Consider the following 22,754-nt stretch of genomic DNA (forward strand, 5'->3'; position numbering starts at 1 on the left):
TCCCTCGGCAGAGCGCGGTCATGTATGCTACGGCGCTTCCTGTAACTCCACTTCCAGCTTGGCTGGGCATCGAAAACGCCGCATTCGGCGTCGTCTGCGTCCAGCATGGCAACGAAGAGGATTGGGCCACCCCATTCAGTACAAAAGTAGCCATGCACGAACACTACCAGCCCCGTGAAATCGAAGCCGCCGCCCAGTCGTTCTGGGACGAGCAAAAGTCCTTTGAAGTCAGTGAACAGCCAGGCAAGGAGACGTACTACTGCCTGTCGATGTTCCCTTACCCCAGCGGCAAGCTACACATGGGGCACGTGCGCAACTACACCATCGGCGACGTGATCTCCCGCTACCAGCGCATGCAAGGCAAGAACGTCCTGCAACCCATGGGTTGGGACGCCTTCGGCATGCCGGCGGAAAACGCCGCGATGAAGAACAACGTGGCCCCCGCCAAGTGGACCTACGAAAACATCGCCTACATGAAAACCCAGCTGCGCAGCCTGGGCCTGGCGGTGGATTGGTCCCGCGAGGTCACCACCTGCAAGCCCGACTACTACCGCTGGGAACAATGGCTGTTCACCCGCCTGTTCGAAAAAGGCGTGATCTACCGCAAGAACGGCACCGTGAACTGGGACCCGGTGGACCAGACCGTACTGGCCAACGAGCAAGTGATCGACGGTCGCGGCTGGCGCTCCGGCGCGCTGATCGAAAAGCGCGAGATCCCGATGTACTACTTCAAGATCACCGCCTACGCGGATGAACTCCTGGAGAGTCTCGACGAACTGACCGGTTGGCCCGAGCAGGTCAAGACCATGCAGCGCAACTGGATCGGCAAGTCCCGGGGCATGGAAGTGCAGTTCCCGTACGACGTCGCCTCCATTGGCGAAGCCGGCACCCTGAAAGTCTTCACCACCCGCCCGGACACCCTGATGGGCGCCACGTATGTGGCCGTGGCCGCCGAGCATCCGCTGGCCACCCTGGCGGCACGGAACAACCCTGAGCTGCAGGCGTTCATCGCCGAATGCAAGGGCGGCAGCGTCGCCGAAGCCGATGTCGCCACTCAAGAGAAGAAAGGCCTGCCGACTTCGTTGTTCGTCGAGCACCCGCTCACCGGCGAGAAACTGCCGGTGTGGGTCGCCAACTACGTGCTGATGCACTACGGCGACGGCGCTGTCATGGCGGTGCCGGCCCACGACGAGCGCGATTTCGAATTCGCCCACAAGTACAACCTGCCGGTCAAAGCTGTCGTGCGCACCAGCGCCGGCGACCAGACCCCCGAACCTTGGCAGGACGCCTACGGCGAACACGGCGAGCTGATCAACTCCGGTGAGTTCAACGGCCTGGATTTCCCTGGCGCGTTCGATGCCATCGAAGTCGCCCTGATCAAGAAGAACCTCGGCGCCTCGCGCACCCAGTTCCGCCTGCGGGACTGGGGTATCAGCCGCCAGCGCTACTGGGGCTGCCCGATCCCGATCGTGCATTGCGATACCTGCGGCGACGTACCGGTGCCGGAAGATCAACTGCCCGTGGTCCTGCCGGAAGACGTCGTACCCGACGGCGCCGGTTCGCCCCTGGCGCGCATGCCCGAGTTCTATGAGTGCAGCTGCCCGAAATGCGGCGCACCGGCCAAGCGTGAAACCGACACCATGGACACCTTCGTCGAGTCGTCCTGGTACTACGCGCGCTACGCCTCGCCGCACTATCAAGGCGGCCTGGTGGAAAAATCCGCGGCTGACCACTGGTTGCCAGTGGACCAGTACATCGGTGGCATCGAACACGCCATTCTTCACCTGCTCTACGCACGTTTCTTCCACAAGCTGATGCGTGACGAAGGCCTGGTGAGTTCCAACGAGCCGTTCAAGAACCTGCTGACCCAAGGCATGGTGATCGCCGAGACTTACTATCGTCGCGAAGCCAACGGCGCCTACACCTGGTTCAACCCGAGCGACGTCGAACTCGAACGCGACAGCAAGGCCAAGGTCATCAGCGCCAAGCTGATCGCCGACGGCCTGCCGGTGGAAATCGGCGGCACCGAGAAAATGGCCAAGTCGAAGAACAACGGCGTCGACCCACAGTCGATGATCGACCAGTTCGGCGCAGACACCTGCCGCCTGTTCATGATGTTCGCCTCGCCACCTGACATGAGCGCAGAGTGGTCCGATTCCGGCGTCGAGGGTTCGCACCGTTTCCTCAAGCGCGTCTGGCGCCTGGCGCAAGCCCACGTCACCCAGGGCCTGCCGGGGAAACTGGACGTCGCCAGCCTGAACGACGAGCAGAAAGCCATTCGCCGCTCGATCCACCTGGCCATCAAGCAAGCCAGCCATGACGTCGGCCAGAACCACAAATTCAATACCGCCATCGCCCAGGTGATGACGTTGATGAACGTGCTGGAAAAAGCCGCGCAAGGCACCGAACAGGATCGCGCTCTGGTTCACGAAGGCCTGGAAGCCGTGACGTTGCTGCTCGCGCCGATCACCCCACACATCAGCCACGAGCTGTGGAATCAACTGGGTCACGCCGACCCGGTGATTGACGCACGCTGGCCGGTGGTGGACGAAACCGCGCTGGTGCAGGACAGCCTGACCCTGGTCATCCAGGTCAACGGCAAGCTGCGCGGCCAGATCGAAATGCCGGCCGCCGCCACTCGCGAAGAAGTCGAAGCCGCTGCGCGGGCCAACGAAAACGTGCTGCGCTTTGTCGATGGCCTGACGATTCGCAAAGTGATCGTCGTACCCGGCAAACTGGTCAACATCGTCGCAAGCTAATTGGATCGGGCGCGGGCTTGAGCCTGGCGCCGAATACAACCTGCGGGGTCGCATCGTCGACCTCCATAGGGTTCAAGGGGAGCAACAAGATGATCAAACGTAATCTGCTGGTAGTGGGCCTGGCGGTCCTGTTGAGCGCCTGCGGCTTCCAACTGCGCGGCACCGGCACCACCGAGCTGGCGATCAAGGAACTGGACCTCAGCGCACGGGACGCCTTTGGCGACACCGTCAAGATGCTGCGCGACACCCTGGAAAACAGCGGTGTGAAAGTCTACACCGGGGCCCCGTACAAGCTGGTACTGACCCGTGAACAGCAAAGCCAGCGCAGCCTGAGCTATGCCGGTGCCGGTCGTTCCGCCGAGTACGAACTGAACGACGTGCTGAGCTATGAGATCCGCGACCAGAACGACTTGGTGCTGCTGGACGACAAGCTCCAGGTGCAGAAGGTCTACCTGCACGATGGCAATAACATCACCGGTTCCGACCAGGAGTCCACCGAAGTGCGTGGCGAAATGCGACGCGACCTCGTACAGCGCATGATGCTGCGCCTGCAACAGCTGAGCCCGACCCAGCTGGAACAGCTGCAACAGACCGCCAACGCCCGCGCCAAGGCCGAAGCCGATGCGCTGGAAGCGGCACGCAAGGCTGAGGCGGAAACCCCGCAACAGTCGCCGATGCAGATCCCGGCTGAATAAGCCTTGCGGGGCGCTCCGGCGCCCCGCTCGCCTTTTCTTATGAAGCTCGCTCCCGCCCAACTCGGCAAACACCTGCAAGGCGCCCTCGCGCCGGTCTACATCATCAGTGGCGATGACCCACTGCTGTGCCAGGAAGCCGCCGACGCCATCCGCTCCGCCGCCCGCCAGCAAGGCTTCGACGAGCGCCAGGTCTTCGCCGCCGACGCCAGTTTCGACTGGGGCACGCTGCTGCAGGCCGGGGCGAGCATGTCGTTGTTCGCCGAAAAACGCCTGCTGGAACTGCGTTTGCCCTCCGGCAAACCCGGGGACAAGGGTGCCGCTGCGCTGATCGAATATTGCTCACGCCCGGCCGAGGACACGGTACTGCTCATCAGTTTGCCGAAACTCGACGGCAGCGCGCAGAAGACCAAATGGGGCAAGGCCCTGGTCGAAGGCCCACAGACCCAGTTCGTGCAGATCTGGCCGGTGGACGTCAGCCAGTTGCCCAGCTGGATCCGCCAGCGCCTGTCCCAAGCCGGTCTCTCGGCCAGCCAGGACGCAGTGGAGCTGATTGCCGCCCGGGTCGAAGGCAACCTGCTGGCCGCCGCCCAGGAAATCGAAAAGCTCAAGCTGATGGCCGAAGGCGGACAGATCACCGTGGAAACGGTGCAGGCTGCCGTGGCCGACAGTGCGCGCTTCGATGTCTTCGGGCTGACCGATGCGATCCTCAACGGTGAAGCCGCCCATGCCCTGCGCATGCTCGAAGGCCTGCGGGGCGAAGGTGTCGAACCGCCGGTGATCCTCTGGGCCCTGGCCCGGGAATTGCGCCTGCTGGCCAACCTGTCCCTGCAATACAGCCAGGGCGTACCGCTGGACAAGGCCTTCAGCCAGGCCCGCCCGCCCGTCTGGGACAAACGCAAACCGCTGATGAGCAAGGCCCTGCAACGCTATTCCGCATCGCGCTGGGCGCAATTGCTGCTCGAGGCCCAGCGCATCGATGCGCAGATCAAGGGCCAGGCCGCCGGCTCGCCGTGGATGAGCCTCAGTCGCTTGTCGCTGTTGATGGCTGGACAGCGGTTGACGTTGCCTGCCGAATAAGCACGCACTGAAGGCTGTTCTGCGGCGAAGATATCTGTGGGAGCAAGGCTTGCCCGCGATGAAAGCAGCGCGGTGTCTCTGAAACCGAGGTGCCTGTATCGCGAGCAAGCTTTGCTCCCACCTATCGGCGCCACAAGTCGTGTGTTCGTCTGAATGACATTTCCTACGCAATGCAGGGACTGGACAGCCCCCCAACTCTGCCCCATGATTTATCCTGCAAAACCCACCCTACGAGAGTACCCACCATGAGCAAAAAGCCATCCAAGCATGGCCCCAACAAGGCCAAGTCCATCGTCGCCCAGCCCCTGTTCCGCAGCCGCCAGGAACGACCCGCCAAAGGCAAAGGCAGCTACCGCCGCGAAGCCTTCCAGTCTGACAACTGGGAGGCTTCTTGCTTTCTGGCCGCTTGAAACACCAGGACAAGCCCTACGCCCCTTTCGCATGTTAAGGTCAGCACCTGATTTGTATTTCTGGACCCGTGCATGCCCTTCTGTCTTTCCCATCGTTGGCCACTGCGCCAAATGATTGTTGCCGCAAGCGTTGCCCTGCTTGTCGCCTGCGCCGAAAAACCTACTGCCGCCGACGCCCAACCGCTCCAGACAGCCCCCGCTGTGACCGCTCCGGCCATCGTGCCGCCTCTGGTACCGACCGGTGAAGACCTGGCCATTGCGCCCACCCAGACCTTCGCGCAATGGCAGGCCGGGTTTCGCAAGGAGGCACTGGCCGCCGGGATCCGTGGCGACCTGTTCGACCGTGCGTTCATCGGCGTCAGCCCGGACATGAGCGTGATCAAGGCCGATCGCAGCCAGCCGGAATTCACCCGTCCCGTGTGGGAATACCTCGATGGCGCGCTGTCGCCACTGCGGGTCAACAAAGGCAAGAGCCTGATCCAACAGAACGCCCAGATCCTGCAAAGCATCGAGCAGCGTTACGGCGTCGATCGTGAGGCGCTGGTAGCGGTGTGGGGCATGGAGAGCAACTTCGGCCAGTTCCAGGGCAGCAAGTCGGTGATCAACTCCCTGGCGACCCTGGCCTACGAAGGACGGCGCCCGGGTTTTGCCCATGCGCAACTGATCGCCGCGCTGCAAATCCTGCAACAGGGCGATATCACACCGGAAAAAATGCTTGGCTCCTGGGCCGGCGCCATGGGCCAGACCCAGTTCATTCCCACCACGTACAACACCCATGCGGTGGATTTCGACGGCGACGGTCGCCGCGACATCTGGGGCAGCTCCACCGACGCCCTGGCCTCGACCGCCCACTACCTGCAAAGCTCCGGCTGGCAGCGTGGCCAGCCGTGGGGGTTCGAAGTCGATCTCCCAGAGGGCTTCGACTACACACTGGCCGATGGCACGATCCGCAAGCCTGTTGCTGAATGGGAGCGACTGGGGGTTTCAGAATATGGTGGCCTGCCAATAACCCCGGATGACAAACAGCTGTCGGCGTCCCTGCTCCTGCCGGCCGGCCATCGCGGCCCGGCGTTCCTGATCTTTGATAACTTCCGCGCCATCCTCAAGTACAACAACTCGTCGTCCTATGCCTTGGCGGTCGGGTTGTTGTCAAAGCGCTTTACCGACGGCGGGCTGGTCTATGGCCAGTGGCCCAAGGAGGACCTGCCCCTGAGTCGCAGCGAACGCATCGAGCTGCAAACCCTGCTGGGCAAGCACAACTATGACGCGGGCAACCCCGACGGCATCATCGGCGCCAACACCCGCAAGGCCATCCGCAGCGCCCAGCAGTCGTTCGGCTGGCCGGCTGATGGGTATCCGACGCACCAGTTGCTGGAGGCGTTGCGTAGCCGCTGAATTGCCTTATGGCGACTACCGCTTTCGCGAGCAAGCCCGCTCCCACAGGTATTCCCGATCAACCTGTGGGAGCGAGCTTGCTCGCGATGACTGATTTGCGGACGCTACAGAACTAGCAGCTAACCACCACATCCTGCTCCAGCACCAACCTCTTCTCCCCCGCATCCAGCGTCACCAATGCCCCCATGGGCAAGGTCAGGTTCGGATCGCAGTGCCCGCTGCGCCAGCCGGACAGCACCGGGATGCGCAATGGCTCGAAGGTCTGCTTGAGCAATCGGTTCAACGCCTCGACGTCGACCCCGGCCACATCCCCCACCAACACGCCGCGTAGCTGGTGCAACGTGCCGGCCAACCGCAGCTGCGTCAGCAATCGGTCGATGCGGTACAACGGCTCGTTGACGTCTTCGATGAACAGGATCACCCCTTCGGCGTCGATCTGATAAGGCGTGCCCATGGTCGCGGCAATCATCGACAGATTGCCGCCCAGCAGACGTCCATGGGCGATGCCCGGCTCAACGGTGGTCAATGGATACGCTGCGGGATGGCTTAGCGTGCTACCGGCCTTCAACTGGCCACGCAGCAAGCTGAAAAACGAGGTGACGGTTGGGGGCTCCTTGTCGCCCAGCAGATCGGCGTTGAGCAGCGGCCCGTGGAAGGTCACGAAGCCGGCGTAACGGCTGATGGCCAGGTGCAGGGCGGTGATATCGCTGTAGCCTACGAATGGTTTGGGGTTGCGCTTTAAGAGCTCGAAATCGATACGATCGAGTAGACGGGGCGTGCCGTAGCCGCCGCGTAGGCAGATGATGGCTTTGACTTCTGGGTCGGCGAAGGCGGTGTGCAGGTCGTTGAGCCTTGTCTCGTCGCTGCCGGCCAGGTAGTTGTCCTTTTCGTAGACGCCGGGGAATATCCGGAGCTCATGACCCCGGGCGCGCATCCATTGGATGGCTTTTTCCGTGTCCAGGGGGGCGGGGCCGGCGGGGGCGATCACGGCGATCAGGCCTTCTTGAGGGAGGGCTGGGACGGGGTGGTGTGGGGTTAGGGCCATGGGGTTCCCAGTTTTCTTGATCGTGTGTATATCCGTTTTTTTTGTAACGGCGGCTGGCGGTTCCGCCCTTACGGCGGGTCACTTTTGGAAAGAGCGCCAAAAGTAACCAAAAACGCTCTGCCCCACCACTTGGCACCTCGCCTAGGCTCGGTTTGCCCTCACTCCGGCATTGCTCCGTGGGCCGCCGCGAAGGGCCATCCATGGCCCAGCGCGGCTAACCCGGCATCCATGCCGGGATGCCCACTGCGCAATGCCTGCGTTCGGCCAGCGTGGTTTAACGGGGCGCCCAAGATCAAAAGCCAAAGCAAAGCAAAGCAAAGCCAAAGCGCGGCACATCCAGCATTTACGTAGCTGTGCCACCGCTATCGCGAGCAGGCTCGCTCCCACATTGGATCTTCAGCAGCCACAAAACTCATGTACACCGCTACCCCTTGTGGGAGCGAGCTTGCTCGCGATGGGGCCGGCACATCCAACATCACCGCAAACTGACACACCGCTTTCGCGAGCAAGCTCGCTCCCACAGGGGAAACGCGGTCTCACCAAGAACCAGGTCGGCTCTAAGGCCGCCTCGCTTTGGCTTTTGATCTTGATCTGGGGCGCCCCGTTAACCACGATGGCTGAACGCAGGCATTGGTTCGTGGGCAACCCGGCATGGATGCCGGGTTAGCCGCGCTGGGCCATGGATGGCCCTTCGCGGCGGCCCACGAACCAATGCCGGAGTGAAGGCATGCCGAGCCCAGGCGAGGCACCGAGTGGTGGGGCAAAGCGCTTTTGGTTACTTTTGACTGGGCCGGCTTCCGGGCTTTTCCAAAAGTGACCCGCTGTAAGAGCGGAACCGTCAGCCGCCGTTACGCAAAAACGGATATACACACCACCCCAAAAACCAACGCTAAAAAATCAGGACCCGAGCAGCTCAGCCTTAACCAACTTAGCCTGCTCATCCGCATGATACGAAGACCGCACCAACGGCCCCGAAGCCACGTTCTTGAAGCCCATCTTGTACCCTTCCTCAGCAAACCAGGCAAAGGTATCCGGATGCACAAAACGCTGCACCGGCAGGTGACTACGCGAAGGCTGCAGGTACTGGCCCAAGGTCAGCATATCGATGTCATGCTCACGCATGCGCTTCATGACCTCGATGACTTCCTCATCGGTCTCACCCAGGCCCAGCATCAAGCCAGACTTGGTCGGAATGTGCGGCATCATCTGCTTGAAGCGTTGCAGCAAGGTCAACGACCACTGGTAATCCGAACCCGGACGCGCGGCCTTGTACAGGCGCGGCACGGTTTCCAGGTTGTGGTTGAACACATCCGGCGGCTCGGCCGCGGTGATTTCCAGGGCGATGTCCATGCGGCCACGGTAATCGGGCACCAGGGTTTCCAGCTGAACGTTCGGCGACAGCTTGCGGATCTCGCGGATGCAGTCGGCAAAGTGCTGGGCACCGCCGTCACGCAGGTCGTCGCGGTCCACCGAGGTGATGACCACGTACTTGAGCTTCAGGTCGGCGATGGCGATGGCCAGGCTTTCCGGCTCGTTGGTGTCCAATGGCTTCGGACGGCCGTGGCCAACGTCACAGAATGGGCAGCGACGGGTGCAGATGTCGCCCATGATCATGAACGTGGCGGTGCCGCCGGAGAAGCACTCACCCAGGTTCGGGCAGGAGGCTTCTTCGCAGACGCTGTGCAGCTTGTGCTTGCGCAGCAGGGCCTTGATCCGGTCGACTTCCGGGGACACCGGGATGCGCACGCGGATCCAGTCAGGCTTCTTCGGCAATTCGGTGGTCGGAATGATCTTGACCGGGATGCGTGCAACCTTCTCGGCGCCGCGCAGCTTGACGCCGGCCTCTACCTTGGCACGTGGGGCCGGACGCTCGGTGACGTCCTGCGTCGGGATAATGGTTTGCACTGCATCAGTAGTCATATCAGTCGATTCCGCCCGTGAGGGTCGTCTGCTCAGCATAGTCGAGGTGTTTGACGAGCTGCGCGCGCAGCCGGGCACTTACCTCGGCAAATTCAATCGATCCTGCATGCTCGCTCAACTGGGTCATCGCCAGTCCCGCGTAGCCACAGGGATTAATCCGTCGAAATGGCGCAAGGTCCATGTCCACGTTCAGCGCCAGGCCATGAAACGAACAGCCGTGGCGGATTCGCAATCCCAAGGAGGCGATCTTCGCCCCGTCGACATAGACACCCGGCGCATCCGGCTTGGCCGCCGCCGTCACACCGTAGCTGGCCAGCAGCTCGATCAGGCATGTCTCCATGCGGGTGACCAGCTCGCGCACGCCAAACCCCAGCTTGCGCACATCCAGCAACAGGTAGGCGACCAATTGGCCAGGGCCATGGTAGGTCACCTGCCCGCCCCGGTCGACCTTCACCACCGGGATATCCCCCGGCAGCAGCAGGTGCTCGGCCTTGCCGGCCTGGCCCTGGGTGAACACCGGCGGGTGTTCCACCAGCCAGACTTCATCGTCGGCGGTGGTGCCGCGTTCGTTCGTGAAGCGTTGCATGGCATGCCAGACCGGCTCGTAAGCCATCGTGCCCAGCTCGCGAAAGCCCAGCGTGCCCGGCATCACAACACCATGTGCACGAAACCGGTCGCGCGCAGCTCGCTGTTGATGTCGTAGAGCTGTTCCTGACCGGTGGCAATGATGTGCAACTGGATCGTCGTGTACTTGCCGTTGGTACTCTGGCGCTCGGCCAGGGTCTTGTGGTCAACGGTGGCATGTTTTTCAAGGATCGCAATGATCCGGTCCTTGAAACCCACGCCGGTGTCGCCGATGACCTTGATCGGATAATCCGCGCAAGGGAATTCGATCTTTGGCGCTTTTACTTCAGAGTCTGTCATGGGGTAACGGCCTCGTAAGCCGTGGTAACGCACATGGCCCCGCTCCGGATGGGAACGAGGCCATGCAGGTCAACACTTCAATCAGTTGAACAAGCCGTAGAAGAATAGACGGATGCTATCCCACATGCGGCGGAAGATACCACCTTCCTCGACCGCGTCCAGAGCGATCAGGTCGGCGCTGTGCACCACTTTGTCGTCCAGTTTGACTTCGACTTTACCGATCACGTCGCCCTTGGCGATGGGAGCGGTCAGTTGCGGGTTCATGGTCATGCTGGCAGCGAGCTTCTTGAGCTGGCCTTTAGGCAAGGTCATGGTCAGGTCCTGGGCCAGGCCGGCCTTCACCTGATTGGTGGTGCCTTTCCAGACCTGGGCCTGGGCCAGTTCGGTGCCCTTCTGGTAGAAGGTCTGGGTTTCGAAGAAGCGGAAACCGTAGGTCAGCAGCTTCTGGGTTTCAGCGGCACGGGCCACTTCGCTGCTGGTGCCGAAGACGACGGCGATCAGGCGCATGCCGTCACGGACAGCCGAGGACACCATGCAGTAGCCAGCCTCGTCGGTGTGGCCGGTCTTCAGGCCATCGACGGTCTTGTCGCGCCACAGCAGCAGGTTGCGGTTAGGCTGCTTGATGCCGTTCCAGAAGAATTCCTTCTGGGAGTAGATGGCGTAGTGCGCCGGGTCTTCATGAATGATCGCCCGTGCCAACAGCGCCATGTCGTGAGCCGACGAGTAGTGCTCAGGGTTCGGCAGACCGGTAGGGTTCATGAAGTGGCTGTTGGTCATGCCCAGGTCGGCCACGGTTTTGTTCATCATGTCGGCGAACGCATCTTCGCTGCCGGCGATGTGCTCGGACAGGGCGACGCTGGCGTCGTTGCCGGACTGGATGATGATGCCGTGCAGCAGGTCGCTGACGGTCACTTGCGAACCGACCTTGATGAACATCCGCGAACCGCCGGTACGCCAGGCGTTTTCGCTGACGGTCACCGGATCGTTTTCACCGATCTGGCCGCGACGGATTTCCAGGGTGGCGATGTAGGCGGTCATCAGCTTGGTCAGGCTGGCCGGTGGCAGGCGCTGGTCGCCGTTGTTCTCTACCAGGACCTCGCCGCTGCTGGCATCCATGAGCACAAAGGATTTGGCGGCCAATTGAGGAGGCGCAGGCATCATCTCGACCGCGAACGCGGCTGGAGAGAGAAGCAGCGGGACTAGCAGGCAAAGGCGTTTGGCAAAGGTGGTGATGTTCATCCGTCTCTCGAAATCGCTAATGGAACTGCCCGAAGGCAAAACTAAACAGGCAGCCTCTTAACGGGCCACCGCGTATTTAAGTTGCTCACTCACAACCCTTGCCGGGCTTTTGTTATTCATGGAGCCAACAACCTGACCCGCTCCAACCGCAAGCGGGCCTCAATCAATTACTCGGCGGTGACCAGGCTCGGCGAACCGAGATTGGCCAGGCGCACACTGTTCTGTACTTGCTGGACTTCACCCGGAGAACCGATCGGCCCCAGGCGAACTCGATGCAGTGTCTGCTGGTTGCGCACGATCGAGCTGATGAACACCGGGGCGCTCACCATCGAGCTGAGCTTCGACCTCAGCAGCTCGGCAGCGTCCGGGTTGGCGAACGCGCCCACTTGCAGAAACTGGCCAGACGCTGTTGCAGAAGCGTTTTTTTTTGCGTCGAGCTGAACGGGCACTACGGCCGCCGCGTGCTGCTGCGGCGGTGGCGTCCACTGCTCGACCGTGCCGGTGGACGCCGTCACGGTCGGCGCGGCATTTTGCGCCACTTTCGGCTCGTTGAGCATCAAAGGCGCCGGACGGCCGCGTTGGGCCCACCATTCCTGCGGGTCGATACCTTCGACCTTGACCCGGGCGGTGCCGATTTCAGCGTAACCAAGTTTTTTCGCCGCCGCATACGACAAGTCGATGATGCGGTCGGAATAGAACGGCCCACGGTCATTGACCCGCAGGATCACGCTCTTGTTGTTGTCCAGGTTGGTCACCCGCACATAGCTGGGCAGCGGCAAGGTCTTGTGGGCCGCGCTCATGCCATACAGGTCATACACTTCGCCGTTGGCGGTGTTCTGGCCATGGAACTTGGTGCCGTACCAGGACGCCGTGCCCGAAGCGACATAGCGCTTGGAGTCGCTCAGCGGGAAATAGGTCTTGCCCAATACCGTGTACGGGTTGGCCTTGTAGGGGCCGGTGTGCAGGGTCGGCGTCGCGTCGGGAATGCGCGAGACATCCACGTCCCACCACGGCGCGCCGTCCTTGTGGGCCCGGTTGATGTCCAGGCCCGGCGTCGCGCGCACGGCGGTGGAGTCTTTCTGGGCCGGCGTGCGGCTGGTCGAACAACTGACGACCAACAGCGACAGCGCGGCCAACGCCACGAGCTTGAGGGGCTTGGTTTTCAGGGGTTGATAGGTAGGCAGTGCCCGCATTATTTGACGCCCCGTGCTTTGACCAGCTCTTCAGACAGTTGATATACGGCCATGGCGTACATCACGCTGCGGTTATAACGCGTAATCGCGTAGAAATTCTTCAGGCCCATCCAGTATTCGGGGCCTTGTTCGCCTTCCAGGCGTATCGCGGTGACCGGCATGTCGTCACGCAGCGCATCATGACTCGACCAGCCCAACGCCCGCAACTCCCCGACGGTTTTCGTCGGCTCGATGCCCTCGGTCAGGCCCTCGTCCACCTGCTCGCCACGCACGTCGGCCCGGCTGACCACCGGCTGGCCGGCTTCCCAGCCGTGGCGCTTGAAATAGCTGGCAACACTGCCGATGGCATCGGTCGGGTTGGTCCAGATATTGATGTGGCCGTCGTCGTCGAAGTCCACCGCGTAAGCGCGAAAACTGCTGGGCATAAATTGCGGCAGGCCCATGGCCCCGGCGTAAGAACCCTTGAGGGTCAGCGGGTCGACCTGCTCTTCGCGGGCCAGCAGCAGGAACTCGCGCAGCTCCTTGCGGAAGAATTCGGCGCGCGGCGGGTAGTCGAAGCCCAGGGTCGACAGCGCGTCGATCACCCGGAAATTCCCGGTGTTACGGCCAAAGAAGGTCTCGACGCCAATGATAGCCACAATGAACTGGGCTGGTACGCCGTATTCCTGCTCGGCACGGGCCAGGGCCGCCTCGTGCTGGCGCCAGAAGTCCACGCCCCGGGCGATACGCGCCTCGGTGATGAACATCGGCCGGTACTCGCTCCACTGCTTGACCCGCTCGGCGGGCCGGGAGATGGCGTCAAGGATCGACTGCTTGCGCTCGGCCTCGCGAAACACGCCCATCAGCTGCTCACCGGCAAAACCGTAGTCGCGGGTCATCTCACCGACGAATTCGGCCACCTGCGGCGAGCCTTCGTATTCGCCAGCCTGGGCATGGGACGCACCGCCCAGGAAGCCGACCAGGCCGATCCACGGCGCATATCGCGTCGACCAGCCACGCATTGCTTGCATTGAACTCTTCACCTTATTCAAACCTGCGCGATCCATTTGCGATGCGTATGAATCGACATCAAGACCCCAAACGCTGACAGTAGTGTCACCAGCGAAGTTCCTCCGTAGCTAATGAATGGCAACGGCACCCCCACGACCGGCAACAGGCCACTGACCATACCGATGTTGACGAAAACATAAACAAAAAACGTCATGGTCAGGCTGCCCGCCAGCAACTTGCCGAACAACGTCTGGGCCTGGGCGGTGATCACCAGCCCCCGGCCGATCAGCAGCAAATAGATCAGCAGCAGCACGCAGATACCCACCAGGCCGAACTCCTCGCCCATCACGGCGATGATGAAGTCGGTGTGGCTTTCCGGCAAAAAGTCCAGGTGCGACTGGGTGCCCATCAGCCAGCCCTTGCCGAACACCCCGCCGGAACCGATGGCGGCCTTGGACTGGATGATGTTCCAGCCGGTGCCCAGCGGATCGCTCTCCGGGTCGAGGAAGGTCAGGATTCGCTGCTTCTGGTAGTCGTGCATCACGAAGTACCACATGGCCACCGACACCGGCACGGCGATGGCGATCACGCTGAGGATCCAGCGCCAGCGCAACCCGCCCATGAATAGCACGAAGGCACCACCGGCCAGGATCAGCAGCGAAGTACCCAGGTCCGGCTGGCGCACGATCAGGATGAACGGGATGCCGATCAGCAACAGGCTGATGCACACGTGCTTGAGCTGCGGCGGCAGGGTGCGCTTGGACAGGTACCAGGCGATGGTCGCCGGCATGATGATCTTGAGGAACTCCGAAGGCTGGAAGCGGACCACCCCGGGAATGTTGATCCAGCGGGTGGCACCCATGGCGTTGTGGCCCATCACGTCCACCACCACCAGCAGGCCCACGCCCACCACATAGGCCAGCGGCACCCAGCGGGCCATGAAACGCGGCTCGAGCTGGGCAATGACGATCATCGACACCAGGCCGATGCCGAACGAGGTGGCCTGCTTGCCCAGCAGGTCCCAGTTCTTGCCACTGGCCGAATACAGCACGAACAGGCTGCCTGCGGCCAGGGTCAGCAGCAGGATCAGCAACGGACCATCGATGTGCATGCGCTGCAACAGCGTGGCACGACGGCGCATCACATCTTCGCTGGAGAGGATCCGGTCGAAATTATTCTTCACGGGCCGTAGCCTCCGCAGTGGTGGGGCTTGCGTATTCAGGCTTGAGCTGGCCGTGCTCGTCCAGCAGCCAGGCGTCCATGATCTGGCGCACCACCGGCGCGGCGACGCCGGAACCCGACTCACCGTTCTCGACCATCACCGATACGACGATCTTCGGGTTGTCGGCCGGCGCGAAGCCGACGAACAAGGCGTGGTCGCGATGGCGTTCCTGGACCTTGGAGCGGTCGTACTTCTCGCCCTGCTTGATGGCGACGACCTGGGCCGTACCGCTCTTGCCGGCAATGCGGTAGGGCGAGCCGATGGCCGCCTTGCGGGCGGTGCCCCGGGCGCCGTGCATCACCTGCTGCATGCCGTTGTTGACCTTCTGCCAGTCCGACGGATTGCGCAGGATGATGTCTGGCATCGGGTCCGGGTCCACCGGTTTCTGGCCTTCGATGGTCTTGGCCAGGTGCGGGCGATACCACTTGCCCTTGCTCGCCACCAGCGCCGTGGCCTGGGCCAGCTGCAAGGGCGTGGCCTGCATGTAGCCCTGGCCGATCCCCAGGATCAGGGTTTCGCCGGGGAACCAGGCCTGGCGCCGGGTCGCGCGCTTCCATTCCCGGGACGGCATCAAGCCAGGTGACTCTTCGAACATGTCCAGGGAGACCTTCTGACCGATGCCGAACTTGCCTAGGTAGGACGACAACCGATCGATCCCCAGCTTGTGGGCCAGGTCATAGAAGTAGGTGTCGTTGGAACGCATGATGGCCGTTTCCAGGTCCACATAACCGTCGCCGGTGCGGTTCCAGTTGCGGTACTTGTGGTCGTAGTTGGGCAGCATGTAATAGCCGGGGTCATAGACCCGGCTCGACGCGGTCACCACGCCAGAGTCCAGCCCGGCAATCGCCACGGCAGGCTTGATGGTCGACCCCGGCGGATAGAGGCCGCGCAGCACACGGTTGAACAGCGGCCGATCGATGGAATCGCGCAACTCGGCGTAGGCCTTGAAGCTGATACCGGTGACGAACAGGTTCGGGTCGAAACTCGGCTGGCTGACCATCGCCAGCACCTCGCCGGTGTTCGGGTCCAGCGCCACCACGGCGCCACGGCGACCGCCCAGCGCCGCTTCGGCGGCCTCTTGCAGCTTGATGTCCAGGCTCAGGACGATGTCCTTGCCGGGAATCGGGTCGGTGCGCTTGAGCACCCGCAATACGCGGCCGCGAGCATTGGTTTCGACTTCCTCGTAACCCACCTGGCCATGCAGCTCCGGCTCGTAGAAACGCTCGATGCCGGTCTTGCCGATATGGTGGGTGCCGCTGTAATTGACCGGATCGAGGGTCTTGAGCTCTTTCTCGTTGATCCGCCCCATGTAGCCGACCGAGTGGGCAAAGTGCGGCCCCTGGGGATAATGACGCACCAACTGCGCCACCACCTCGACGCCGGGCAGGCGGAACTGGTTCACGGCGATCAGGGCGATCTGCTCTTCGGTCAGCTCGAACAGGATCGGCACCGGCTCGAACGGACGTCGGCCCTGGCGCATGCGCTTCTCGAAGATCGCCCGGTCCTCGGGCGTCAGTTGCAGCACTTCGACGATCACGTCGAGCACGTGCTGCCAGTCGCCGGAGCGCTCGCGGGTCATGCTCAGGCTGAAGCTGGGCCGGTTATCCGCCACCACCACGCCATTGCGGTCGAAGATCAACCCGCGGGTCGGCGGAATCGGCTGCACATGCACCCGGTTGTTTTCCGACAGGGTCGAGTGGTACTCGTACTGGATCACCTGGAGGAAATACAAGCGCGCAATCAGCACGCCGATCAGCGTCACCACCGTAATAGCGCCGAACACGACGCGGCCCCGCACCAGGCGGGCGTCTTTTTCGTGGTCCTTGATACGGATCGGCTGGGGCATGGGGCAGGATTACTTGTGGTAAGGGTGCCCGGACAGAACTGTCCAGGCACGATACAGCTGTTCGCCGATCAGGATCCGCACCAGCGGGTGTGGCAACGTCAACGGCGACAATGACCAGCGCTGATCGGCCCGGGCACAGACTTCCGGCGCCAGCCCTTCCGGGCCACCGACCATGAAATTGACCGTACGCGAATCCAGCCGCCAGCGATCGAGCTCCACCGCCAGTTGCTCGGTGCTCCAGGGCTTGCCGTGGACTTCGAGGGTGACAATGCGCTCGTTCGGCCCGACCTTGGCCAGCATGGCTTCGCCTTCCTGGCGGATGAAGCGCGCCACGTCGGCGTTCTTGCCACGGGTGTTGAGCGGAATTTCCACCAGTTCCAGGGCCAGCTCGGACGGAAGACGCTTGGCATATTCATGCCAGCCTTCTTCCACCCACTTGGGCATGCGAGAACCGACGGCGATCAGGCGCAGTCGCACAGCGGTCCCTTATTGCTGGTCTTTGTTGAGCTTGGTGAAGTGCTCATGGGGGTTTTCCGGGCTGTGGTGCGCGGCGCTGGCCGAACGGCTCTGCTCGGCACCGGCCCACAGGCGCTCCAGGTCGTAGAACTGGCGCGCCGAGGCAGTCATCATGTGCACGATGACGTCGTCCATATCCAGCAGTACCCAGTCGCTGTCGCCCTTGCCTTCTTCACCCAGCGGCTTGACGCCCTGGGCCTTGACCGCTTCGCGGACCTTGTCCAGCATCGCGCCGATCTGGCGGTTGGAGGTACCGGTGGCGATGATCATGTAGTCCGTGATGCTCTGCTTTTCACGAACGTCGATCACCTGGATGTCCTGTGCCTTGACGTCTTCCAGGGCCGCCACGGCCACCTTGACCAGTTCTTCACCGGCCAGTACGACGCCGGTGTGGGCCTCTACTGGCAGCGGGGCGCTTTTGAACGTGCCTTTGCGCTTTACTTTGTTTACGTCTTTGTCAGTCATATAAAACTCGTTTTGCTCGTATGTTCGGGCGCTTCGCTACACGCATTCACGTGCCTTGAAGCACACCTTTTTCAGTTCGACGCACGGTAAAGCCCGTGCGCATCGATGTAGGCCAGGACCGCGTCGGGCACCAGGAAACGTACCGACTTACCGCTGGCCAGCAGTTGACGGATCTGGGTGGCGGATACCGCGAGCGGCGTCTGCCAGACGAATGCAATCTGTCCGCTCGGCCCTTTCAGGGCCAGCGGGTCGCTCACCGAGCGGGCCGCCAGCAGGTTGCGCAAGGCATCCGGCGGCTCGCTGTCGGCATCCGGGCGTTGCAGCACCAGGATGTGGCAATGCTGGAGCAACTCTTCCCAGCGATGCCAAGTGGGCAGGCCGCAAAATGCGTCCCAGCCCAGAAGCAGAAAAACCTGGGCATCAGCGGCCAGTTCGGCGCGCATCAGCTCCAGGGTATCAATGGTGTAGGACGGTTTGTCCCGCTGCAATTCGCGGGCGTCCACCACCAACGGTGCCACACCGGCCACCGCGCACTCGACCATCGCCAGGCGGTCCTGCGCCGACACCTGCGGCGTATCCCGGTGAGGCGGCCGGGCGCTGGGCGTCAGGCGTAGCTCATCGAGGGCCAGGGCGTCGGCGACTTCCAGCGCACCGCGCAAATGGCCGATGTGCACCGGGTCGAACGTGCCGCCCAGGATACCGATGCGCCGGGGCAGGGTTGTCGTCGTCACAGCAGCTGGCGGGTCGAGATCGCCCAAGTCAGACCGACTCCTGTCCGCGCAACTGGCCGTCACCGACCACGATGTACTTCTCGCAGGTCAGGCCTTCGAGGCCCACCGGGCCGCGGGCGTGCAGCTTATCAGTAGAAATGCCGATCTCGGCACCCAATCCGTATTCAAAGCCATCGGCGAAGCAGGTCGGGGTGTTGATCATCACCGACGCCGAATCCACTTCGGCCACGAAGCGCCGGGTTTCACCCAGGTTTTCACTGACAATGGAGTCGGTGTGGTGCGAGCCGTGGCGATTGATGTGCTCGATGGCCTCCTCCAGCCCGTCGACCACACGGATCGACAGGATCGGCGCCAGGTATTCGGTGTCCCAGTCTTCTTGCGTGGCCGCAACGGCCTCGATGATCACCCGGGTGCGCTCGCAACCGCGCAGCTCGACGCCTTTCTCGCGGAACTGGGCAGCCATCGACGGCAGGAAGTCCTTGGCCACGGCCTGGTCCACCAGCAGGGTTTCCATCGCGCCGCAGATACCGTAGCGGTAGGTCTTGGCGTTGAAGGCGATGCGCTGGGCCTTCGGCAATTCAGCGTGGGCGCTGACGTAGACGTGGCAGATGCCGTCCAGGTGCTTGATCACCGGCACGCGGGCGTCACGGCTGACCCGTTCGATCAGGCCCTTGCCGCCACGCGGCACGATGACATCGACGAACTCGGGCATGGTGATCAATGCCCCGACTGCGGCACGGTCAGTGGTTTCCACCACTTGCACCACGGCCGCCGGCAGATCGGCTTCGGCCAGGCCGCGCTGGATGCAGGCGGCAATGGCGCGGTTGGAATGGATCGCCTCGGAGCCGCCACGCAGGATGGTCGCGTTACCCGACTTCAGGCACAGGCTGGCGGCGTCGATGGTCACGTTCGGCCGCGACTCGTAGATGATCCCGACCACGCCCAGGGGCACGCGCATCTTGCCGACCTGGATGCCCGACGGCCGGTAGCTCATGTCGCGGATCGCCCCGACCGGGTCCGGCAGGGCCGCGACCTGGCGCAGACCGACGATCATGCCGTCGATGCGTGCGGGGGTCAGCGCCAGGCGCTCGAGCATGGCCGGTTCCAGACCATTGGCCCGGCCGGCGGCCAGGTCCAGCTCGTTGGCAGCGGACAACTCGGCACGCGCAGCGTCCAGCGCATTGGCGGCGGCCTGCAGGGCGCGGTTTTTCTGCGCGGTGCTGGCCCGGCCGATGATGCGCGACGCTTGGCGAGCGGCGCGACCCAGGCGGGTCATGTAGTCAAGAACGGACTCAGTCATGGTCTGTGTGGTCTTGGCGATGAGGAAAGCGGCAGATTATAGCTGTCGTAACCCTCGACTAACAGCATGGACTCACAGTGGTGACCGGCGGAGGAGCAAAACAGGCGTAAACAGCCGGTTGAAGCGACTGTTCAGCGGTGATTAAGCTTTCCATTGCTATCATCGCGCTTCCTTTGGCCTCACCTCGTTTATCGCCATGACCGATTTGCCATCGCCCAACGCCCTGCCCCACGCCTTTTTCGATCGCGACGCCCAGGTGCTTGCCAAGGACCTGCTGGGCAAAGTCATCCGTCACAAGGTCGGTGACCTGTGGCTCAGCGCGCGGATCATCGAGACCGAGGCGTATTACTTCGCCGAAAAAGGCAGCCACGCCTCGCTGGGCTACACAGAAAAACGTAAGGCTTTGTTTCTGGATGGCGGCCACATCTATATGTACTACGCCCGGGGCGGCGATTCGTTGAACTTCAGCGCCCAGGGCCCCGGCAATGCGGTGCTGATCAAATCGGCGTACCCGTGGGTCGATGCTCTTTCCGGGCCGGCGAGCCTGGCGCAGATGCTGCTCAACAACCCCGACGCCCAAGGCCGGCCGCGCACACCGCAGAAACTCTGTGCCGGCCAGACCTTGCTGTGCAAAGCCCTGGGGCTGAAAGTGCCGGACTGGGACGCCAAACGCTTCGACCCCGAGCGCTTGCTGGTGGAAGATGTCGGCGTGCCGACGGTCAATGCGATCCAGACCACCCGCCTGGGCATTCCCCAGGGACGGGACGAGCACCTGCCCTACCGCTTCGTCGATGCCGCCTATGCCCCGTGGTGCACCCGCAACCCTTTGCGGCGCGGACAGGTCGAAGGGCGTGATTATTTTTTGTTGTCCTGATGAAATATCGTCCCCCCTATGGGAGCGGGCTTGTGGGAGCAAGGCTTGCCCGCGATGCAGGCGACACGGATCAACAGTAAGGTCGCGTCATCGTTCGTCGCGAGCAAGCTTTGCTCCCACAAGCGCTCCCCACAGTAAAAACTGCATGCCGATCAATATTCAATGGAGTTGTATTTATGGGCCCATGGCTCGATAGCATCACCGGTTGGTTGACCGTCAACCCGCAATGGCTGGCGGTGGCGGTGTTCATCGTCGCCTGCGTGGAGTGCCTGGCCATCGCCGGCCTGATCGTGCCCGGTACCGTGCTGTTGTTTGCCATCGCCGTGCTGGCCGGCAGCGGCGCATTGTCCTTGGGCGAGACGTTGCTGCTGGGCCTGCTCGGCGGCTTGCTGGGGGACCTGGTGTCGTACTTCCTCGGCCGGCATTTCCACCAGAACATCCGGCGCCTGCCGGGGCTGCGGCATCACCCGGAATGGATGAGCGCGGCGGAAAACTATTTCCAGCGCTACGGCATCGCCAGCCTGCTGGTGGGCCGTTTCATCGGCCCGCTACGGCCCATGTTGCCGATGGTGGCCGGGATGTGCGACATGCCGTTCCCGCGTTTCGCCGCCGTCAGCGTGTTGGCTGCGGCAGGCTGGACCGTGGCGTACCTGCTACCGGGCTGGGCCACCGGGGCGGCGTTTCGCCTGCCGCTGCCTGAAGGTTTCTGGCCACAGGCCGGCGTGGTCATCGGCAGTATCGCGGTGATGATCGGGCTGAGCGTCAACAGCAGCCTGCGTCGCCATCGCCATGCCACGGCGCTGATCGCAGGCCTCGGCCTGGTGATCCTGATCGGCCTGTTCATCGGCTTTCGCTACCTGACGGCGTTCGACCAGGGCTTGATGGCCCTGGTCCAGGAGCATCGCAGCCCGACACTGGATGAAATCGCCGTGACCTTCACGCTGATCGGCGAATTCCGCTACATGCTGATTGTCTGCAGCCTGTTGACCGCGTTATTGCTGTTGGCACGGCAATGGCGGCAGGCGATCTTTGCCGGTGGCACGATGCTGCTCACCTCCCTGGCCAATACTGGTAGCAAACACTTCTTTGCCCGTGTGCGCCCGGAAATCCTCACCGACCCGCTGACCAGCTACAGCATGCCCAGCGGCCACTCCTCCGGGGCATTCGCGCTGTTCCTGACCCTCGCCGTCCTGGCCGGTCGCGGCCAACCGCCACGCCTGCGCCTGACCTGGCTGCTGCTGGGCTGCCTGCCAGCGCTGGCCATCGCCCTGTCGCGGGTTTACCTGGGGGCGCACTGGCCGAGCGACATCGTCGCCGGGGCGATGCTCGCCGCCAGCATCTGTGCGGCCGCCCTGTGGTTGAGCCAGCGCCAAAGCCCGCTACCGGCCATGCCGCCGAAAGTCTGGTGGCTGATCCTGCCGGCGCTGGTGGCGGTGTTCAGCTTCTTCGCGCTGCGGCACCTGCCGCATGCGATGTTGCGGTATGCCTATTGAACACACTATCTGTGGGCACTGGAGATCCCCTGTGGGAGCGGTGTTGTTCGGTGGATATGAGTGGTGTCAGGCGAAGAGTTCGCCCTGCAACTCATCGAGCAACGCCTGGATCGCATCCAGGCGCTGTTGCGGGTCGTCGAGTTGCAGCAGGTCGATCTTGTCCAGCTCATTGAACGGCAGCAGGTAGGCCAGTTGATTGGCCAGCGATTGCTGGCCGGTCGCTTCGGTGCCCATGTTCAGGGCCTCGACCATCGGGTGCTCGGCCAGGGCCTTGAGCAGCGCCACCAGGTCGGCGTCTTCCTCTTGCAGCGGTTGCTCCGGTTCTTCTTCCAGCCACTCGACTTCAGCGACCGTCAGTTGATCCGCCTGGACGCTGCTGTCATGGACGATAAAACGCCGCCCGCCCTGCACGCGAATGCCCAGCAGACCATTGTCCTGCTGGGAAAAGTCGGTGATGCGCGCTTCGCAACCGACCCGCGCGTAGCCCTCAGGCGCGATGCCGACTTCCTCGCCATCGAGGATGCACACCACGCCGAAGCCTTCGCCCTTTTTCATGCAGCGCCCGATCATGTCGAGGTAACGCGCCTCGAAAATCTGCAAGTCGAGGATGCAACCGGGGAACAGCACGGTGTTCAACGGGAAAAGCGGCAAGCTCATAAC

21 protein-coding genes are annotated in these 22,754 nt (G+C 62.8%); 7 read left to right on the plus strand and 14 right to left on the minus strand.

The genetic code is table 11. The features are described from left to right. The first annotated feature begins 152 nt into the window (after positions 1 to 152). The 5 genes from leuS (at position 153) to F7R20_RS26960 (ending at position 6,336) form a co-directional block, all read left to right on the plus strand. On the plus strand, positions 153 to 2,759 hold the full coding sequence (leuS, locus tag F7R20_RS26940) for a leucine--tRNA ligase (protein WP_003205876.1): 2,607 nt from the start codon (positions 153 to 155) through the stop codon (positions 2,757 to 2,759). 89 nt (positions 2,760 to 2,848) lie between these two features. After that, positions 2,849 to 3,454 (plus strand): LPS-assembly lipoprotein LptE, encoded by a 606-nt coding sequence (locus F7R20_RS26945; RefSeq protein WP_003205878.1) that lies wholly within the window; start codon positions 2,849 to 2,851, stop codon positions 3,452 to 3,454. Positions 3,455 to 3,493: 39 nt separating this feature from the next. Next, the gene (gene holA / locus F7R20_RS26950) at positions 3,494 to 4,531 is read left to right on the plus strand and encodes a DNA polymerase III subunit delta (RefSeq protein ID WP_003205880.1); all 1,038 of its coding nucleotides are present in this window, start codon (positions 3,494 to 3,496) and stop codon (positions 4,529 to 4,531) included. 245 nt (positions 4,532 to 4,776) lie between these two features. Next, entirely contained in the window at positions 4,777 to 4,941 is a 165-nt protein-coding gene (gene arfA, locus F7R20_RS26955) for an alternative ribosome rescue factor ArfA (RefSeq protein ID WP_003205882.1), read from the plus strand. A 72-nt stretch (positions 4,942 to 5,013) separates the two neighbouring features. Next, complete coding sequence (locus F7R20_RS26960) at positions 5,014 to 6,336, plus strand: lytic murein transglycosylase (protein ID WP_003205883.1); 1,323 nt, start codon at positions 5,014 to 5,016, stop codon at positions 6,334 to 6,336. A gap of 112 nt (positions 6,337 to 6,448) precedes the next feature. Here F7R20_RS26960 and F7R20_RS26965 read toward each other — a convergent pair whose 3' ends face one another. From F7R20_RS26965 to F7R20_RS27030, 13 genes are all read right to left on the minus strand, one after another. Continuing rightward, positions 6,449 to 7,381: a S66 peptidase family protein gene (locus F7R20_RS26965; RefSeq protein ID WP_003205884.1), complete on the minus strand. Its 933-nt coding sequence runs from the start codon at positions 7,379 to 7,381 to the stop codon at positions 6,449 to 6,451. 897 nt (positions 7,382 to 8,278) lie between these two features. Then, on the minus strand, positions 8,279 to 9,301 hold the full coding sequence (gene lipA / locus F7R20_RS26975) for a lipoyl synthase (protein WP_003205886.1): 1,023 nt from the start codon (positions 9,299 to 9,301) through the stop codon (positions 8,279 to 8,281). Position 9,302: 1 nt separating this feature from the next. Further along, on the minus strand, positions 9,303 to 9,950 hold the full coding sequence (gene lipB, locus F7R20_RS26980; RefSeq protein WP_003205887.1) for a lipoyl(octanoyl) transferase LipB: 648 nt from the start codon (positions 9,948 to 9,950) through the stop codon (positions 9,303 to 9,305). After that, positions 9,950 to 10,225 (minus strand): DUF493 domain-containing protein, encoded by a 276-nt coding sequence (locus tag F7R20_RS26985; protein ID WP_003185772.1) that lies wholly within the window; start codon positions 10,223 to 10,225, stop codon positions 9,950 to 9,952. Before F7R20_RS26985 ends, lipB begins: the two co-directional genes overlap by 1 nt. Positions 10,226 to 10,306: 81 nt before the next feature. Beyond that, a complete protein-coding gene (locus F7R20_RS26990; protein ID WP_003205888.1) occupies positions 10,307 to 11,464 on the minus strand; it encodes a D-alanyl-D-alanine carboxypeptidase family protein in 1,158 nt (385 codons plus the stop codon). Between the two features lie 167 nt (positions 11,465 to 11,631). After that, positions 11,632 to 12,657 (minus strand): septal ring lytic transglycosylase RlpA family protein, encoded by a 1,026-nt coding sequence (locus tag F7R20_RS26995; RefSeq protein ID WP_003205889.1) that lies wholly within the window; start codon positions 12,655 to 12,657, stop codon positions 11,632 to 11,634. Continuing rightward, a complete protein-coding gene (gene mltB / locus F7R20_RS27000; protein WP_003205890.1) occupies positions 12,657 to 13,667 on the minus strand; it encodes a lytic murein transglycosylase B in 1,011 nt (336 codons plus the stop codon). Before mltB ends, F7R20_RS26995 begins: the two co-directional genes overlap by 1 nt. Positions 13,668 to 13,684: 17 nt before the next feature. Continuing rightward, on the minus strand, positions 13,685 to 14,788 hold the full coding sequence (rodA, locus tag F7R20_RS27005; protein ID WP_043042958.1) for a rod shape-determining protein RodA: 1,104 nt from the start codon (positions 14,786 to 14,788) through the stop codon (positions 13,685 to 13,687). A gap of 31 nt (positions 14,789 to 14,819) precedes the next feature. Beyond that, entirely contained in the window at positions 14,820 to 16,715 is a 1,896-nt protein-coding gene (gene mrdA, locus F7R20_RS27010; protein ID WP_003205893.1) for a penicillin-binding protein 2, read from the minus strand. A gap of 9 nt (positions 16,716 to 16,724) precedes the next feature. Continuing rightward, on the minus strand, positions 16,725 to 17,192 hold the full coding sequence (gene rlmH, locus F7R20_RS27015) for a 23S rRNA (pseudouridine(1915)-N(3))-methyltransferase RlmH (RefSeq protein ID WP_003185785.1): 468 nt from the start codon (positions 17,190 to 17,192) through the stop codon (positions 16,725 to 16,727). 9 nt (positions 17,193 to 17,201) lie between these two features. Further along, positions 17,202 to 17,696 (minus strand): ribosome silencing factor, encoded by a 495-nt coding sequence (gene rsfS / locus F7R20_RS27020; RefSeq protein ID WP_003205895.1) that lies wholly within the window; start codon positions 17,694 to 17,696, stop codon positions 17,202 to 17,204. Between the two features lie 71 nt (positions 17,697 to 17,767). Next, positions 17,768 to 18,412 (minus strand): nicotinate-nucleotide adenylyltransferase, encoded by a 645-nt coding sequence (gene nadD, locus F7R20_RS27025; protein WP_161797247.1) that lies wholly within the window; start codon positions 18,410 to 18,412, stop codon positions 17,768 to 17,770. Between the two features lie 43 nt (positions 18,413 to 18,455). Then, a complete protein-coding gene (locus F7R20_RS27030) occupies positions 18,456 to 19,727 on the minus strand; it encodes a glutamate-5-semialdehyde dehydrogenase (RefSeq protein WP_003205898.1) in 1,272 nt (423 codons plus the stop codon). Positions 19,728 to 19,923: 196 nt separating this feature from the next. On the opposite strand from F7R20_RS27030, the gene F7R20_RS27035 reads away from it, so the two are divergent. Beyond that, positions 19,924 to 20,601 (plus strand): DNA-3-methyladenine glycosylase, encoded by a 678-nt coding sequence (locus F7R20_RS27035; RefSeq protein ID WP_003205899.1) that lies wholly within the window; start codon positions 19,924 to 19,926, stop codon positions 20,599 to 20,601. Between the two features lie 176 nt (positions 20,602 to 20,777). After that, positions 20,778 to 22,094, plus strand: coding sequence for a bifunctional DedA family/phosphatase PAP2 family protein (locus F7R20_RS27040; protein ID WP_003205902.1), 1,317 nt, complete (start codon positions 20,778 to 20,780; stop codon positions 22,092 to 22,094). 66 nt (positions 22,095 to 22,160) lie between these two features. Here the strand turns inward: F7R20_RS27040 and F7R20_RS27045 are convergent, their stop codons facing one another. After that, the gene (locus tag F7R20_RS27045) at positions 22,161 to 22,751 is read right to left on the minus strand and encodes an LON peptidase substrate-binding domain-containing protein (RefSeq protein WP_003205904.1); all 591 of its coding nucleotides are present in this window, start codon (positions 22,749 to 22,751) and stop codon (positions 22,161 to 22,163) included. Between the last annotated feature and the right edge of the window lie 3 nt (positions 22,752 to 22,754).

It is taken from the genome of Pseudomonas brassicacearum subsp. brassicacearum, assembly GCF_008801605.1.
Taxonomy (GTDB): Bacteria; Pseudomonadota; Gammaproteobacteria; order Pseudomonadales; family Pseudomonadaceae; genus Aquipseudomonas; species Aquipseudomonas brassicacearum.

Bases quoted from the DNA above. Each gene is read 5' to 3' on its own strand.
- leuS (WP_003205876.1), top strand. From the start codon at position 153: ATGCACGAACACTACCAGCCCCGTGAAATCGAAGCCGCCGCCCAGTCG.
- F7R20_RS26945 (WP_003205878.1), top strand. From the start codon at position 2,849: ATGATCAAACGTAATCTGCTGGTAGTGGGCCTGGCGGTCCTGTTGAGC.
- holA (WP_003205880.1), top strand. From the start codon at position 3,494: ATGAAGCTCGCTCCCGCCCAACTCGGCAAACACCTGCAAGGCGCCCTC.
- arfA (WP_003205882.1), top strand. From the start codon at position 4,777: ATGAGCAAAAAGCCATCCAAGCATGGCCCCAACAAGGCCAAGTCCATC.
- F7R20_RS26960 (WP_003205883.1), top strand. From the start codon at position 5,014: ATGCCCTTCTGTCTTTCCCATCGTTGGCCACTGCGCCAAATGATTGTT.
- F7R20_RS26965 (WP_003205884.1), bottom strand. From the start codon at position 7,381: ATGGCCCTAACCCCACACCACCCCGTCCCAGCCCTCCCTCAAGAAGGC.
- lipA (WP_003205886.1), bottom strand. From the start codon at position 9,301: ATGACTACTGATGCAGTGCAAACCATTATCCCGACGCAGGACGTCACC.
- lipB (WP_003205887.1), bottom strand. From the start codon at position 9,950: ATGCCGGGCACGCTGGGCTTTCGCGAGCTGGGCACGATGGCTTACGAG.
- F7R20_RS26985 (WP_003185772.1), bottom strand. From the start codon at position 10,225: ATGACAGACTCTGAAGTAAAAGCGCCAAAGATCGAATTCCCTTGCGCG.
- F7R20_RS26990 (WP_003205888.1), bottom strand. From the start codon at position 11,464: ATGAACATCACCACCTTTGCCAAACGCCTTTGCCTGCTAGTCCCGCTG.
- F7R20_RS26995 (WP_003205889.1), bottom strand. From the start codon at position 12,657: ATGCGGGCACTGCCTACCTATCAACCCCTGAAAACCAAGCCCCTCAAG.
- mltB (WP_003205890.1), bottom strand. From the start codon at position 13,667: ATGCAAGCAATGCGTGGCTGGTCGACGCGATATGCGCCGTGGATCGGC.
- rodA (WP_043042958.1), bottom strand. From the start codon at position 14,788: ATGCGCCGTCGTGCCACGCTGTTGCAGCGCATGCACATCGATGGTCCG.
- mrdA (WP_003205893.1), bottom strand. From the start codon at position 16,715: ATGCCCCAGCCGATCCGTATCAAGGACCACGAAAAAGACGCCCGCCTG.
- rsfS (WP_003205895.1), bottom strand. From the start codon at position 17,696: ATGACTGACAAAGACGTAAACAAAGTAAAGCGCAAAGGCACGTTCAAA.
- F7R20_RS27030 (WP_003205898.1), bottom strand. From the start codon at position 19,727: ATGACTGAGTCCGTTCTTGACTACATGACCCGCCTGGGTCGCGCCGCT.
- F7R20_RS27035 (WP_003205899.1), top strand. From the start codon at position 19,924: ATGACCGATTTGCCATCGCCCAACGCCCTGCCCCACGCCTTTTTCGAT.
- F7R20_RS27040 (WP_003205902.1), top strand. From the start codon at position 20,778: ATGGGCCCATGGCTCGATAGCATCACCGGTTGGTTGACCGTCAACCCG.
- F7R20_RS27045 (WP_003205904.1), bottom strand. From the start codon at position 22,751: ATGAGCTTGCCGCTTTTCCCGTTGAACACCGTGCTGTTCCCCGGTTGC.